The 15153-nt window shown below is 52.7% G+C and carries 11 protein-coding genes; 7 read left to right on the top strand and 4 right to left on the bottom strand.

Translation table 11 applies throughout. From position 1 onward, the window contains the following. Window positions 1-12: 12 nt before the first annotated feature. Window positions 13-774 carry a YciK family oxidoreductase gene (locus QOT07_RS13730; protein WP_283603353.1) on the bottom strand — a complete coding sequence of 254 codons (762 nt, stop codon included), beginning with the start codon at window positions 772-774 and terminating at the stop codon, window positions 13-15. Between the two features lie 359 nt (window positions 775-1133). Between QOT07_RS13730 and sohB the strand changes: the two genes are divergently transcribed. Then, a complete protein-coding gene (gene sohB / locus QOT07_RS13725) occupies window positions 1134-2180 on the top strand; it encodes a protease SohB (protein WP_261426470.1) in 1047 nt (348 codons plus the stop codon). A 47-nt stretch (window positions 2181-2227) separates the two neighbouring features. Here sohB and QOT07_RS13720 read toward each other — a convergent pair whose 3' ends face one another. Next, entirely contained in the window at window positions 2228-2479 is a 252-nt protein-coding gene (locus QOT07_RS13720; protein WP_099062865.1) for a YciN family protein, read from the bottom strand. Window positions 2480-2905: 426 nt separating this feature from the next. On the opposite strand from QOT07_RS13720, the gene topA reads away from it, so the two are divergent. Both topA and cysB read left to right on the top strand, forming a co-directional pair. Beyond that, window positions 2906-5503, top strand: coding sequence for a type I DNA topoisomerase (topA, locus tag QOT07_RS13715; RefSeq protein ID WP_099062866.1), 2598 nt, complete (start codon window positions 2906-2908; stop codon window positions 5501-5503). Window positions 5504-5863: 360 nt separating this feature from the next. Further along, window positions 5864-6838, top strand: coding sequence for an HTH-type transcriptional regulator CysB (cysB, locus tag QOT07_RS13710; protein WP_085117036.1), 975 nt, complete (start codon window positions 5864-5866; stop codon window positions 6836-6838). A 101-nt stretch (window positions 6839-6939) separates the two neighbouring features. Here the strand turns inward: cysB and QOT07_RS13705 are convergent, their stop codons facing one another. Further along, entirely contained in the window at window positions 6940-8724 is a 1785-nt protein-coding gene (locus QOT07_RS13705; RefSeq protein ID WP_157765437.1) for a hypothetical protein, read from the bottom strand. Between the two features lie 242 nt (window positions 8725-8966). Between QOT07_RS13705 and acnA the strand changes: the two genes are divergently transcribed. Next, entirely contained in the window at window positions 8967-11639 is a 2673-nt protein-coding gene (acnA, locus tag QOT07_RS13700; protein ID WP_283603352.1) for an aconitate hydratase AcnA, read from the top strand. 46 nt (window positions 11640-11685) lie between these two features. Here the strand turns inward: acnA and ribA are convergent, their stop codons facing one another. Further along, on the bottom strand, window positions 11686-12279 hold the full coding sequence (gene ribA / locus QOT07_RS13695) for a GTP cyclohydrolase II (protein ID WP_085117134.1): 594 nt from the start codon (window positions 12277-12279) through the stop codon (window positions 11686-11688). A 278-nt stretch (window positions 12280-12557) separates the two neighbouring features. Between ribA and pgpB the strand changes: the two genes are divergently transcribed. The 3 genes from pgpB (at window position 12558) to lapB (ending at window position 15095) form a co-directional block, all read left to right on the top strand. Continuing rightward, a complete protein-coding gene (gene pgpB / locus QOT07_RS13690) occupies window positions 12558-13328 on the top strand; it encodes a phosphatidylglycerophosphatase B (protein ID WP_099062869.1) in 771 nt (256 codons plus the stop codon). 288 nt (window positions 13329-13616) lie between these two features. Further along, window positions 13617-13919 carry a LapA family protein gene (locus QOT07_RS13685; protein WP_085117032.1) on the top strand — a complete coding sequence of 101 codons (303 nt, stop codon included), beginning with the start codon at window positions 13617-13619 and terminating at the stop codon, window positions 13917-13919. Window positions 13920-13925: 6 nt separating this feature from the next. Next, window positions 13926-15095, top strand: coding sequence for a lipopolysaccharide assembly protein LapB (gene lapB, locus QOT07_RS13680; protein WP_207976530.1), 1170 nt, complete (start codon window positions 13926-13928; stop codon window positions 15093-15095). Window positions 15096-15153: the final 58 nt, after the last annotated feature.

Below are 15153 nucleotides of genomic sequence, written 5' to 3'. Positions count from 1 at the left end.
ATAAAGCCCTTTTTATTCGGCGGCGCCGGGTTTACGGTTTGGCTGGGCATCGAAGCTCATGCCGGTTTTACGGCGGCTGTCATCGCCCATCAGATAGAGGTAAAGCGGCATAATATCAGCCGGGGTTTTTAGCTTGCTTTTGTCTTCGTGCGGGAAGGCTGATGCGCGCATTTGGGTGCGTGTTCCACCAGGATTGATGCAATTTACCCGAAGATGGCGACTTTTGTATTCATCGGCCAACACCTGCATCATGCCCTCGGTGGCGAACTTGGACACCGCATAGGCACCCCAGTTGGCACGTCCGGTACGGCCGACGCTGGAACTGGTAAAGACCAGCGATCCGGCGTTGGATTTCAGCAGCAATGGCAGCAGCGCCTGAGTGAGCATAAAGGTCGCGTTGACGTTCACCTGCATCACCTCATTCCACATTGCCATCGACAGCCCGGCCATGGGAGCGATATCACCCAGCAGACCGGCGTTATGCAGCACGCCGTCGAGGCGTGGGACATGAGTTGCTAATTCTTGGGCCACCTGTTGGCACTGCTCCTGGGTGGTATGCAGCAGATCCAGCGTGATGATGTAGGTTGGCGCACTGCTGATCTTGGCGATCTCGGCTTGTACCGCCTGCAACTTGCTTTCGGTACGCCCCAACAGCACCAGCTGTGCGCCAAATTTGGCGTAGGTGAGTGCCGCTTCGCGACCGATGCCGTCACCGGCGCCGGTGACCAAAATAATACGTTTTTCCAGCAGATCTTGTTTAGGTTGGTAATGCACAATAATTCCTCGCGCCTTGGTGGCTGGTCTCCCGCTTACGTCGGGGAGAGGGTGGATTGAGAGGCCATGACAGGAGCTAAGGCTCGACCGCGTGCAGGGCCCCGCAGCGAATTTGGGTCATCATGTTGATGAATAATCCGTGTTATATGCCTTAAATGGATCGTATTTTCAATGATTAGGCAGCAGAATCGGCATTCTTTTGTAACAAAAATGGAACAGTAGCGGCTTGGTTAAGCCCAATGGTGCCCACATAGTAAAGTGGTATCACAAGGAATTTTTATTTAGCCGCGACAGCCACCGTGTCGGTTGGCTAGAATGAATGAGATCATACTAACAACCTGTTAATAAAGGCGGAATCTGTGGAGTTTATATCTGTTTATGGCCTGTTTTTGGCCAAAGTCGCGACGGTAGTGATTGCTATCGCCGCGCTGGCGTTGCTGGCGGTAAGCCTGGGGCAACGTAAGAACCGCCAAAAAGGGGAACTGCAACTGACTGACCTCGGCGAACAATATCGCGACATGCAGCGTGATATGCGCCTGGCACGCATGGGCGATGCGGAACAAAAGGCCTGGAACAAGCAGTTTAAAAAGCAGACCAAAGCCGACGATAAACTGAAGAAACAGCGTGCCAAAGCCGGTGCGGTTGAAGCCACCAAGCCTTGCCTGTACGTGTTGGATTTCAAAGGCAGCATGGATGCCCATGAAGTGACTTCACTGCGTGAGGAAATTTCGGCGGTATTGGCAGTAGCGACGCCGCAGGATGAAGTGTTACTGCGCTTGGAAAGCCCTGGTGGGGTGGTGCACGGCTACGGCCTGGCGTCATCGCAACTGGCACGTTTGCGTACCGGCGGCATTCGCCTGACGGTTGCGGTCGATAAAGTGGCGGCCAGCGGCGGTTATATGATGGCCTGCGTGGCGGATCGTATCGTTGCAGCGCCTTTTGCGATCATCGGTTCCATCGGCGTCGTGGCGCAAATCCCTAACTTCCACCGTTTGTTGAAAAAGAATGATATTGATGTAGAGCTGCACACCGCCGGTGAGTTCAAACGCACGCTGACATTGTTTGGCGAAAATACCGAGCAGGGGCGTGAGAAATTCCGTGAAGATTTGAACGACACCCACGAGCTGTTTAAACAGTTTGTTCATCAACAGCGTCCATCGCTGGATATCGATAGCGTGGCGACCGGTGAGCATTGGTTCGGCACTCAGGCGAAAGACAAAGGGCTGATTGATGCCATTGGCACCAGTGATGATTTGTTGATTGCTGAAATGGAAAACCACGAGGTGGTCGGGGTGCGCTATGCACGCCGTAAACGCATGATGGACCGTTTTACCGGCAGTGCGGCGGAAAGCGTCGATCGTCTGCTGTTACGCTGGTGGCAGCGGGGTGAAAAGCCACTGCTTTAAACCGAATGTTTAAACATCAAGGGGGTCATGGCCCCCTTTTTTAATGCTTAATCGACCAAATGGTATTTATCAGAAAACACGTGAGCCAAGTGTTTAAACATATTAAATACTGCGGTAGTTTTTATCGTTGGCAATCCATCCGGATCCAAAAAGAATTCACCGCGGAAAACTAAAACGCTGCCTTTTTGTTCAACATCAGTGGCAACCATACCATGCAGATATTCATCATGCTGGCGAATAAGTTTATTTGCTTCTTCCAGCAGGGCTTCGCGAGCAATAGGTGAGGTATCAGTGCGCATTTATTACACTCCAATGAAAAATTCTGCACATATTCTAACGCCAGTTCGCATTTATCCGCAAACAGACTAAGGTTTATTTGCCGTCTGGATGGCTAGCACTATCTGCCGATTGGCGAAATCTGCCTTTCCGTGCTAATTAGGTTGCGTGACGCTTTTTATCAGGTACAGTGTGGGATTTTGCGGCGTCGGGTGGAAGGTTTTGTTTACGCCATGAATGAGTTTCACACTGCCGTACTTCTGGGGCATGAGTGAATAGTAGGCAGGATCAACAACTTGCGTTCAGGTTGAGCAGTTAAACAGCCGATAGAAAAAAACATGTTGATCTCTTGCCAGACTGCCGCAATATAAAAAAGAGATATGAATCGCTGCGGCACGGCGAGATAAAAGACTTCTTTTTAGAAGAAATAAAATTAGGTAAAGGTAAATATGGGTAAAGCTCTCGTAATAGTTGAGTCCCCGGCAAAAGCCAAAACTATTAATAAATATTTAGGTAATGACTACGTGGTGAAGTCCAGCGTCGGTCATATCCGTGATTTGCCGACCAGTGGCTCAGCCAGCAAAAAGAGCGCTGACTCAACCGAAGACAAAGCCAAGAAGAAAGTTAAAAAAGATCCGACGACGGCGCTGGTAAATCGCATGGGTGTCGATCCTTACCATGGCTGGAAAGCGCAATACGAAATCCTGCCGGGTAAAGAAAAAGTTGTCGCCGAGTTAAAGTCGTTAGCGGAAAACGCCGACCACATTTATCTCGCAACCGACCTTGACCGCGAAGGGGAAGCCATTGCCTGGCACCTGCGGGAAGTTATCGGGGGTGACGACAAACGCTTTAGCCGCGTGGTGTTTAACGAAATTACCAAGAACGCGATCCAAAATGCGTTCAAACAGCCCGGTGAACTGAATATCGATCGTGTTAACGCTCAGCAGGCGCGTCGCTTTATGGACCGCGTGGTGGGTTACATGGTTTCGCCGCTGCTGTGGAAAAAAATTGCCCGTGGCCTGTCCGCCGGGCGAGTGCAATCCGTTGCGGTTCGACTGGTGGTGGAGCGTGAGCGCGACATCAAAGCCTTCGTGCCGGAAGAGTACTGGGAGTTGCATGCCGATCTGTTGGCGAAGGGTGATACCGCGCTGCAGATGGAAGTGACACATGCCCACGACAAACCGTTCAAACCGGTTAACCGTGAGCAGACCCACGCCGCGCTCAAACTGCTGGAGAAAGCCCGTTATACGGTGCTGGATCGCGAAGACAAGCCGACCAGCAGCAAGCCGGGTGCGCCTTACATCACTTCCACCTTGCAGCAGGCGGCCAGTACCCGTCTGAGCTTTGGCGTGAAGAAAACCATGATGATGGCCCAGCGGCTGTATGAAGCGGGTCACATCACCTATATGCGTACCGACTCCACCAACCTGAGCCAGGATGCGCTCGAGATGGTGCGTGGCTACATCGGTGACAACTTCGGCGACAAGTACCTGCCGAAAGCCCCGAATCAGTACAGCAGCAAAGAAAACTCGCAGGAAGCACACGAAGCTATCCGTCCGTCGGATGTGAACGTGCTGGCCGAGCAGTTGAAAGATATGGAAGCGGATGCGCAAAAACTGTATCAGCTGATTTGGCGCCAGTTTGTCGCCTGTCAGATGACTCCGGCGCAGTACGACTCCACTACGCTGTCGGTGAAAGCCGCTGATTACCAGTTGCGCGCCAAAGGCCGTACGCTGCGTTTCGATGGCTGGACCAAAGTGATGCCTGCTCTGCGCAAGGGTGATGAAGACCGCACCTTGCCATACGTTGAAGTAGGCAGCGATCTGGAACTGCAGAAGCTGATCCCAAGCCAACACTTCACCAAGCCGCCTGCGCGTTACAGCGAAGCGTCATTGGTAAAAGAGTTGGAAAAACGCGGTATTGGCCGTCCATCGACCTACGCTTCGATCATCTCGACCATTCAGGATCGTGGCTATGTGCGGGTCGAAAGCCGCCGTTTCTACGCCGAGAAAATGGGTGAGATCGTTACCGACCGTCTGGAAGAAAATTTCCGCGAGCTGATGAACTATGACTTCACCGCACGCATGGAAAACGGCCTGGACCAGGTAGCGAACAACCAGGCAGAGTGGAAAGCGGTGCTGGATGAGTTCTTTGCCGAGTTCAGCGAACAGCTGGAAACGGCGGAGAAAGAGCCAGAAGAAGGCGGCATGCGCCCGAATCAGATGGTGATGACCAGCATCGATTGCCCAACCTGCGGACGCAAGATGGGTATCCGTACTGCCAGTACCGGCGTGTTCCTGGGTTGCTCCGGCTATGCGTTGCCGCCGAAGGAACGTTGTAAAACCACCATTAACCTGGTGCCGGAAACGGAAGTGCTGAACATTCTCGAAGGGGATGACGCGGAAACCAACGCGTTGCGTGCCCGCCGTCGTTGCCAGAAGTGCGGCACGGCGATGGACAGCTACCTGATCGATAATCAACGTAAGCTGCACGTGTGTGGTAATAACCCTGCGTGTGACGGCTATGAGATCGAAGAGGGCGAGTTCCGCCTGAAAGGGTATGACGGTCCTGTGGTTGAGTGCGATAAGTGTGGTTCTGAAATGCACCTGAAAATGGGGCGCTTCGGCAAGTACATGGGTTGCACCAACGAGACCTGTAAAAATACCCGCAAGATCCTGCGTAATGGTGATGTTGCACCACCGAAGGAAGATCCGGTTCCATTGCCGGAACTGCCATGCGAAAAGTCGGACGCTTACTTTGTTCTACGTGACGGCGCTGCCGGTGTGTTCCTGGCGGCTAATACTTTCCCTAAATCGCGCGAGACCCGTGCGCCGTTGGTGGAAGAACTGGCCCGCTTCAAGGATCGTCTGCCTGAAAAACTGCGCTATCTGGCGGATGCGCCGGTGGCCGATGCGGAAGGCAACAAAACCATGGTGCGTTTCAGCCGTAAAACCAAACAGCAGTATGTCTCTTCAGAGAAGGACGGCAAAGCCACCGGCTGGTCCGCTTTCTACGTAGATGGCAAATGGGTTGAAGGCAAAAAGTAAATTTGCAGCCTGAATGCAACATAAAAAACCAGCCCATGTGGCTGGTTTTTTTATTGGCGAAAGGGGGCGAACGGATCTATCCTTTGCTGCTTTTTCCCTCCTGGAGCCAGAGTTTCACCTTGATAGCAATGCAAAATAATCGTTACCACAGTGTGACGTGGATCTATACTTGAAGCTGTAGCGTGTTATAGTGGTTATATAAAAAGTTTTTTTATGATTAAAGCTTATTAACAGCGGCGGTTTCTTCAGCGTCTGGGTGAAACACGGTGTTTATGGCTTGTTACTTTTCAGCATACCGGGGCGACACCGATATACCTGGCTGCGGCTCAACGCAGTGTTTAACCTAGGATGGTATAAGATATGAAATTGCAGCAGCTTCGTTACATCGTGGAAGTGGTTAACCACAACCTGAATGTCTCCTCGACGGCAGAAGGGCTTTACACCTCACAGCCCGGTATCAGCAAGCAGGTGCGGATGCTGGAAGATGAACTGGGCATCCAGATTTTCGCCCGTAGCGGTAAACACCTGACTCAGGTGACGCCGGCAGGTTTGGAAATTATCCGTATTGCGCGTGAAGTTCTGTCTAAAGTGGATGCCATCAAAGCCGTCGCCGGCGAGCATACCTACCCGGATAAAGGTTCACTGTATGTGGCCACCACCCATACCCAGGCGCGTTATGCTTTGCCTAACGTGATTAAAGGTTTTATTGAACGTTATCCGCGTGTCTCGCTGCACATGCATCAAGGGTCGCCGACGCAAATCGCTGAGGCCGTATCCAAAGGTACCGCAGACTTTGCCATTGCCACCGAAGCACTGCATCTCTACGACGATTTAATCATGCTGCCTTGCTATCACTGGAATCGTGCGGTGGTAGTGAAGCCCGATCACCCCTTGGCCGGTAAAAGCCACATCACCATTGAAGAGTTGGCGGCTTACCCGATCGTTACCTATACCTTTGGCTTCACCGGCCGTTCCGAACTGGATACCGCGTTTAACCGCGCCGGCCTGACGCCACGCATCGTCTTCACTGCGACCGATGCTGACGTGATTAAAACTTACGTACGTCTGGGGCTTGGGGTAGGTGTGATTGCCAGCATGGCCGTGGATCCGGTACAGGATCCAGACCTGGTGACGGTGGATGCACGCGATATCTTCACCTACAGCACCACCAAAATCGGTTTCCGTCGCAGCACCTTCCTGCGCAGCTACATGTACGATTTCATCCAGCGTTTCGCGCCACATCTGACGCGTGACGTGGTCGACAGTGCCGTTGCGTTGCGTTCCAACGAAGAGATCGAAGCGATGTTCAAGGACATTTTGCTACCAGAGAAGTAAGCCGTTAGATTAATGGCTGATAGCAGGATGGCGGACCAATATAACCCGCATGATCCCTCGTCATATAGGCCGCCCTGTGAATAGCCAGGGCGGCCTGCATATCAAACTTCCGCCCCCAGCGCGGCTAATTGCGCCACTTTCAATCCTGAGCCGTTAGCCCCACTAAACGTACACATCCATCCAGGTGACTGGTTTGCTAGCGACTCGCGTTTCAGAATTAGCGTGCCTTTTTGAATGATGCCGCTGATTTCGGCATAGCTGTTATCAACATAAATAATGGCCGGAGAGGTTTTGCCGATGCTGATATTATTTCCCGTGGCCGCAATGGATTCTTGCCCTATCACCACGTTATGCACTGCGCTGCAGTTGGCACCCGGCAGCGTGAGATCGCCAAATATATGACACCCGGCAACGCTGACTCGCTGCGCCGTCGCTCCAGCGATAAGGCTACCGGTAATCTGGCTATTGCTAATCTTGAGGCCGCCGGCAGACCCCAAAGGTGCGCCTGCTGCTGCTGCGACCGTGACATCACCATTAATTCTGCTGTTGGTAACCAGGGTTGATCCTGACATCACCACCGTTCTTAGGTAGTTCAGTACACTGTTGCTAATCTGATAATCCCCCTGAATATTACCTGATATGTATAGGCCATTGCAGATGGTGTTATCGAGTTTGATGCGACCATTACCAACAGTCGTCGTATCGTAAGGATAAATATCACCTGAAAGGCGGTTACAACCGTTGATTACCATTTGAGCGTATGGGCCATACGAAACCGCTCGTGTGAAATTGCTAATACCGCATTCGGTTAGCCACACTTCCCCCCCGACCTTGATAAAAGTCCCCAGGGGCCAATGACCTTCGGCCAGACTGCCGCCAGGGCGTTCAGCATGGATCCGCGTAAAGTGCATTTGAATGCCGCCACGAACCTCAACGAATGGCGTAACATTGTTCAGTTCGAAAGAACCGTCAAAAAAGCGATTAAAATTGCTTTGGTCGCCAGGGCGGGTGCTCATGATCAGTAGCGGTGGGTAAGCGGTCGCATCCGGATTAGCGATATCTTCAAGGTTGGTGTAGCTGTAACCGTCTTTCATTCGACCAGAGGCAAAGACGGAAACACGATTGAAGTTGTTATCGAAGGCATTGTCGAGATACAACGCTGAACCTCGGAAATTTTGTATAGCGACATCCTCCCACAGGGTGGCCGTGGTGCGGCAATAAACGCCGTGGCAATATGCCCGGCCTTTTTCGTCTTGGGTGGGGTCAACAATACTGGTGCCAATCCCTTGCACCATCAGGCTGCGTAGAGTGAGTTGCTGGAATCCGAAGTTTTCGCCCCAACAATGAATTGCGCCATAGTTGCCGTAGCCGGCGCTGCGCGGAATATTAAAATCGAGTACGGTACCCGAAGCGCCATGTCCGCCTTGTCCTTCCAAAAACCAGTCTTTGCTGTAATCCAGCACTATCGGTTTTTTAAAGTTTAATGTTCCACGCGGAAACACGATTTTGGCTACGTTCCCATTCATAGTCGAAGCATGGCTGAGTAATGCATCCATTGCATTGTCCCAGTTATTATTGGTGGTCTTAAACCAGGCAAGTTGCAGCGTATTGCCGTCTCTAACCAGGCGCCAGCGTTTGCCAGCAGTGGTGACGACTACTAATGTGCCGTCATCAGGCGTGTTGTCACCTGCTTTGTAAACATAAAAAAGTACGCGATCGCCAGTGCCGCGTAACAGAATTACCTGCCCCTCTGATTCTGGTTCTGTAACCCTTAATGCCTCCACGTTGGCAAGGGTGTTGATCTTGGTATCGGCCATATTTTTCTTCCCAGGTAGTGAGATATCGATATGCAAGACAGGGTATCCCCATGGTTGCACCGGTTGCATGACTTTGCCTGGAAAGAGTATCTCCGGAGGAACGGCGTGACATTTTGTACACGTCCTGTCAGGACTCACTAAACACTCACAGTTAACTTGTTGAGCTAACACCAGATCTTTAAGTTGATTGCTTCTGCCTATCGTTATGATCAAAACGTGTTGTTATCAAAACGTTACATCATCTTTGTGTTATCTTTAAATAAGACCTCAGTGATTACCCTGTTTTAGACATAATAAGAAATGGAGGAGCTATGTCGTCCGATCTTCGTGAAACAAGTATGGATAAGCTGGTTGCGCTCAATAGCGAGTATCGCTATTACAGTTTGCCACTGGCAGCGAGACAGTTGGGTGATATCGACCGGCTGCCAAAATCAATGAAAGTGCTGTTGGAAAACCTGCTGCGCCATGTGGATGGCGACACCGTGCAGGTTGAGGATCTGAAAGCTATCGTTGGCTGGTTGCAGACCGGCCATGCCGACCGTGAGATTGCCTACCGCCCGGCCCGCGTACTGATGCAGGATTTTACCGGCGTGCCCGCGGTGGTGGATTTAGCCGCGATGCGTGAAGCGGTACAGCGATTAGGTGGCAATGTCGACCAGGTCAACCCGCTGTCGCCGGTCGACTTGGTGATTGACCACTCGGTCACCGTTGATGAGTTCGGCGATGACGAAGCGTTTGAAGAAAACGTGCGCATCGAAATGGAGCGTAACCACGAGCGCTATACCTTCCTGCGCTGGGGGCAGAAAGCCTTCAACCGTTTCCGCGTAGTGCCGCCGGGCACCGGTATCTGTCACCAGGTTAACCTGGAATATCTTGGTCAAACGGTATGGCACACCGAAGAAAGCGGTCAGCGTATTGCCTACCCGGATACCTTGGTGGGTACCGACTCCCACACCACCATGATCAACGGCCTGGGTATTCTTGGCTGGGGTGTGGGCGGTATCGAAGCCGAGGCGGCAATGCTGGGCCAGCCGGTATCGATGCTGATCCCGGACGTGGTGGGCTTTAAACTCACCGGGAAACTCAGCGAAGGCATTACCGCCACCGACCTGGTGTTGACCGTCACCCAGATGCTGCGTAAGCACGGGGTGGTGGGCAAGTTTGTCGAGTTCTACGGTGACGGCCTGGCCGATTTGCCGCTGGCCGACCGAGCGACCATTGCCAACATGTCGCCAGAATTTGGTGCGACCTGTGGCTTCTTCCCGGTGGACGACGTGACGCTGGGCTATATGAAGCTGAGTGGCCGCAGCGATGAACAAATCGCATTGGTGGAAGCCTACGCCAAAGTGCAGGGCATGTGGCGTAACCCTGGTGATGAGCCGGTGTTTACCAGTACCCTGGCGTTGGATATGTCGACGGTGGTTGCCAGTCTAGCCGGGCCGAAACGCCCGCAGGACCGCGTGGCACTGCCCGACGTCCCTAAAGCGTTCAATGCCGCAACCGAACTGGAAATCGGCAACCAGCAACGTAAATCTGAATTCAAACCTTTCACTTTGAATGGGCAGCAACACGAGCTGCATAACGGCGCTGTGGTTATCGCGGCCATTACCTCCTGTACCAATACCTCCAACCCCAGCGTGATGATGGCAGCCGGTCTACTGGCGAAAAATGCGGTGAATAAAGGGCTGAAAACCAAACCCTGGGTGAAAACCTCGTTGGCGCCGGGTTCCAAAGTGGTGACCGACTATTTCGACAGCGCCAAGCTGACCGCCTACCTGGAAGAGCTCGGCTTTAATCTGGTGGGTTATGGCTGTACCACCTGTATTGGTAACTCCGGGCCATTGCCCGATCCTATCGAGCAGGCGATTAAAGAGGGCGACTTGACCGTGGGGGCGGTGTTGTCCGGTAACCGTAACTTTGAAGGCCGTATCCATCCGCTGGTGAAAACCAACTGGCTGGCCTCGCCGCCGCTGGTGGTGGCCTATGCGCTGGCCGGCAGCATGAAGGTTGACCTGTCCAAAGACCCACTGGGCGAAGGTCGTGACGGCAAGCCGGTTTATCTGAAGGATATCTGGCCAAGCAGCCAGGACATTGCCCAGGCGGTGGAAGAAGTTCGCACCGAGATGTTCCACAAGGAATACGGTGCGGTGTTTGACGGTGACGCCAACTGGCAGTCGATTCAGGTTGCCGGTTCGGCCACCTATCCGTGGCAGGAAGATTCCACCTATATCCGCCATCCGCCGTTCTTCAGCACCATGAAAGTGCAGCCGGATCCGGTGCAAGACATCAAGGACGCCCGCATTCTGGCGATCCTGGCCGACTCGGTGACTACCGACCATATCTCGCCAGCGGGGAATATCAAACGTGAAAGCCCGGCGGGGCGCTATCTGAGCGATCATGGCGTTGCGGCACTGGACTTTAACTCCTATGGCTCACGCCGTGGTAACCATGAAGTGATGATGCGCGGCACCTTTGCCAATATCCGCATCCGCAACGAAATGGTGCCGGGGGTTGAAGGGGGTTATACCCGCCATATTCCGTCACAGAATCAGCTGTCGATCTACGATGCCGCGATGCAGTATCAGCAGGAACAGGTACCGCTGGCGGTGATTGCCGGTAAAGAATACGGTTCCGGCTCCAGCCGTGACTGGGCGGCGAAGGGGCCGCGTCTGCTGGGGGTACGAGTGGTGATTGCCGAGTCCTTTGAGCGTATTCACCGTTCTAACCTGATTGGCATGGGCATTCTGCCGCTGGAGTTCCCGGCGGGCGTGACACGCAAAACGCTGGGGCTGAGTGGTGATGAGCAGATTAGCGTCAGCGGATTACAAACGCTGAAACCGGGGCAGAATGTGCCGGTGCTGATCACTTATGCAGATGGGCGTAAAGAAGTGGTCAATACCCGTTGCCGTATTGATACCGGCAATGAGCTGACCTACTATGAAAATGACGGTATCCTGCACTATGTGATCAGGAAAATGCTGTAATAAAAAGGGCGCCTGTCATGGCGCCCTGATTTTCCCCTGGGGGAAATTACTCTTGGTCCAGCAAATGGCCCATTTTCGCGGCCTTGGTCGCCAGATAACGTTCGTTCTTCGGGTTACGCCCAACGATCAACGGCACTCGCTCGCTAATGTTGATACCGGCTTCCGTCAGGATCTCAACCTTTTTCGGGTTGTTGGTCAACAAACGCACCGCATCCACGCCCAGCAGTTTGAACATGTCTGCACACAGGGTGAAATCTCGTTCATCAGCGGCGAAGCCCAACTGGTGGTTGGCTTCTACCGTGTCAGCACCCTTGTCCTGCAGCGCATAAGCGCGGATCTTATTCAACAAACCGATATTACGACCTTCCTGGCGGTGGTAGAGCAGAATACCGCGACCTTCTTCTGCGATATGCTCCAGTGCCGCTTCCAACTGAAAACCGCAGTCACAGCGCAGGCTGAATAATGCATCACCGGTCAGACACTCAGAATGAACTCGTGAGAGTACCGGCGTCGCGCCAGAAATATCACCGAACACCAGCGCCAGATGATCGTGCCCGGTAGCCAGTTCTTCGAATCCTACCATCAGGAAATCGCCCCAAGGTGTTGGCAATTTGGCCTCTGCCACCCGTTTAAGCTGCATGTTGCTCTCCACAAATACATCCGATTCAATCATGGTTGCGCATCCTACGTCCGGCACAGTGAACTGACCAGTATTAAAATGCGCAACGACGATCGGCATTTCATTAATTATCGACTATTTTGCCATAACTTCTTGCCCTGAGGTGCTCAGCAAATCGGCATCCGGTGTTTTCAGCCAAGTATTATTGAATTAGGTTATATATCTGTTTAATTTTTAGGGTGTTATCAATATTACAAGATTGTTACACTGCCAATGGGTTTATGCAAAGGACGATAGGAATGTTTGAGATAGCAAAACGCACGGCAGCAGGCGCGATAGTGCTGTTGTTGATGCCGCTGGCAGCGTGGCTTTCCGGTTGGCAATGGCAGCCGGGTGGCGATGGCCGACTATTGAAAGGTCTGTATTGGCTGACCGAAACGGTCACTTCGCCCTGGGGGATTATCACCAGCATCATTCTCGGTGCCTGGTTCCTGTGGTGCCTGCGCTTTCGCATCCGGCCGGCGATAGGTCTGTTGGTGCTGCTCAGCGCATCGATTCTGATTGGTCAGGGGGTGAAGTCTTTTATCAAGGATCGGGTACAGGAGCCGCGGCCGTTTGTGTTGTGGCTGGAGTCTGCCCATCAGATTGACGAAAAGTACTTTTACTCACTCAAGCGTAAAGAACGGGGTGCGTTGGTTAAAGAACAACTGCAGGATCAACCTCTGGTACCGGTATGGTTGCGTGAGCACTGGCAGTTTGAGACTGGTTTCGCATTCCCTTCCGGCCATACCATGTTTGCCGCCAGTTGGGCGCTGTTGGGCGTTGGGCTGTTGTGGCCACGTCGGCACTATAAGACCGTGGCGGTATTGATGCTGTGGGCAACGGGCGTCATGGGCAGTCGTTTGCTGCTGGGCATGCATTGGCCGCGCGATCTGGTGGTGGCGACGTTGATCAGTTGGTTGCTGGTGACAATAGCCTGTTGGTTGGCACAACGCTGGTTTGGCCCTTTGACTCCGCCGCCGCAAGAACAGCAGGAAATTGCAGAAAGAAGTTCTACCCATAAACATTAGGTGACGATGTCACTTATCGCGGCGCCGATACGGCGCCGCATTAACCCCTTACATTTCCCTTCGTTGTAATTCTTATTCATGCCCCCATATCCTTATTAATCTATTATTTTGAGAAGCTTTCTCATTAATTTGTTCGGGAGCGTCGTTTACTGTCGAATATGCCAGCAGATATGTGGTTTTATCGTGCCGCAGGGTTTCCCTGCCACGATGGGAAATGCTAACTTAAAGGTTAGGGACGCCACGTATAGGCATAGTTCATCCGATTAACTCGGCATCGCGGGAAAGAATGTGAAATATTTGCTGATTTTTTTGTTGGTTCTGGTGATTTTCGTGATTTCAGTCACGTTGGGCGCGCATAACGACCAGGTCGTGAGTTTTAATTACCTGGTTGCGCAGGGCGACTATCGCGTATCGACCCTATTGGCGGCATTGTTTGGCGCCGGTTTTGTTCTCGGCTGGGTCATTTGTGGCCTGTTTTATCTGCGTACCCGCATTTCGCTGGGTCGGGCTGAGCGAAAAATAAAAAGGCTGGAACTGCAGCTTGAACAACCTGCTGAATCGGCAGCTCCATCCGTTGTCAGCAAGGAATAATCTTCTATGTTAGAGCTGCTGTTTCTGTTGTTGCCCGTGGCTGCCGCGTACGGCTGGTACATGGGGCGCAGAAGTGCTCAACAGGATAAACAACAGGAAGCCAACCGTCTGTCACGCGAGTATGTGGCCGGGGTTAACTTCCTGCTCTCCAACCAGCAGGATAAAGCGGTTGATCTGTTCCTGGATATGTTGAAAGAGGACAGCAACACCGTTGAGGCCCACCTGACGCTGGGCAACCTGTTCCGTTCGCGCGGCGAAGTAGACCGTGCAATCCGCATTCACCAGGCGCTGATGGAAAGCGCTTCTCTGACCTTCGAACAACGCCTGCTGGCGGTGCAACAGCTGGGGCGCGATTATATGGCCGCCGGCATGTACGATCGCGCGGAAGATATGTTCGGCCAGTTAATCGGTGAAGAAGATTTCCGCATTTCCGCGTTACAGCAACTGTTGGTGATCCATCAGGCCACCAGCGATTGGCAAAAAGCCATTGATGTGGCGGAAAAACTGGTCAAATTGGGCAAAGATAAACAGCGTATCGAGATCGCCCATTTCTACTGCGAACTGGCATTGCAGGCGATGGGCAGTGACGATCTCGATAAGGCAATGGGCCTGCTGAAACGAGCGGCCTCGGCCGATAAGCAGTGTGCCCGGGTGTCGATCATGGTAGGGCGCATTTATATGGCTCAGGGGGAATACGCCAAGGCGGTAGAGTCGCTCAAGCGGGTGTTGAATCAGGATAAAGAGCTGGTTAGCGAAACCTTGCCGATGCTGCATGAGTGTTACCCACATCTGGAGCAGCAGCAGGATTGGTCGGACTTCCTCAAACGTTGTGTGGAAGAAAATACCGGCGCCACCGCCGAACTGATGCTGGCGGAAATAATTGAGCAGCAAGAAGGGCGCGATGTGGTGCAGGTGTATATCAACCGCCAATTACAGCGCCACCCGACGATGCGGGTATTTTATCGCCTGATGGATTATCACCTGGCAGATGCGGAAGACGGCCGTGCGAAAGAGAGTTTGCTGTTGCTGCGTGATATGGTTGGCGAACAAATACGTACCAAGCCGCGCTATCGCTGCCATAAATGCGGTTTTACCGCGCACTCTCTTTATTGGCATTGCCCGTCGTGCCGAGCCTGGTCATCGGTTAAACCGATCCGCGGGCTGGATGGACAATAACGCACAGTAATACGCAATAAAAAACGGGGCTAAATTAGCCCCGTTTTTTTATGAGAAT

The organism is Serratia proteamaculans, from assembly GCF_949794035.1.
GTDB lineage: Bacteria > Pseudomonadota > Gammaproteobacteria > Enterobacterales > Enterobacteriaceae > Serratia > Serratia proteamaculans.
Note: the sequence above shows the minus strand (reverse complement) of the source record. Positions and strands in the feature narration are given on the sequence as shown.

Bases quoted from the DNA above. Each gene is read 5' to 3' on its own strand.
- QOT07_RS13720 (WP_099062865.1), bottom strand. From the start codon at position 2,479: ATGCGCACTGATACCTCACCTATTGCTCGCGAAGCCCTGCTGGAAGAA.
- topA (WP_099062866.1), top strand. From the start codon at position 2,906: ATGGGTAAAGCTCTCGTAATAGTTGAGTCCCCGGCAAAAGCCAAAACT.
- cysB (WP_085117036.1), top strand. From the start codon at position 5,864: ATGAAATTGCAGCAGCTTCGTTACATCGTGGAAGTGGTTAACCACAAC.
- QOT07_RS13705 (WP_157765437.1), bottom strand. From the start codon at position 8,724: ATGCAACCGGTGCAACCATGGGGATACCCTGTCTTGCATATCGATATC.
- acnA (WP_283603352.1), top strand. From the start codon at position 8,967: ATGTCGTCCGATCTTCGTGAAACAAGTATGGATAAGCTGGTTGCGCTC.
- ribA (WP_085117134.1), bottom strand. From the start codon at position 12,279: ATGCAGCTTAAACGGGTGGCAGAGGCCAAATTGCCAACACCTTGGGGC.
- pgpB (WP_099062869.1), top strand. From the start codon at position 12,558: ATGTTTGAGATAGCAAAACGCACGGCAGCAGGCGCGATAGTGCTGTTG.
- lapB (WP_207976530.1), top strand. From the start codon at position 13,926: ATGTTAGAGCTGCTGTTTCTGTTGTTGCCCGTGGCTGCCGCGTACGGC.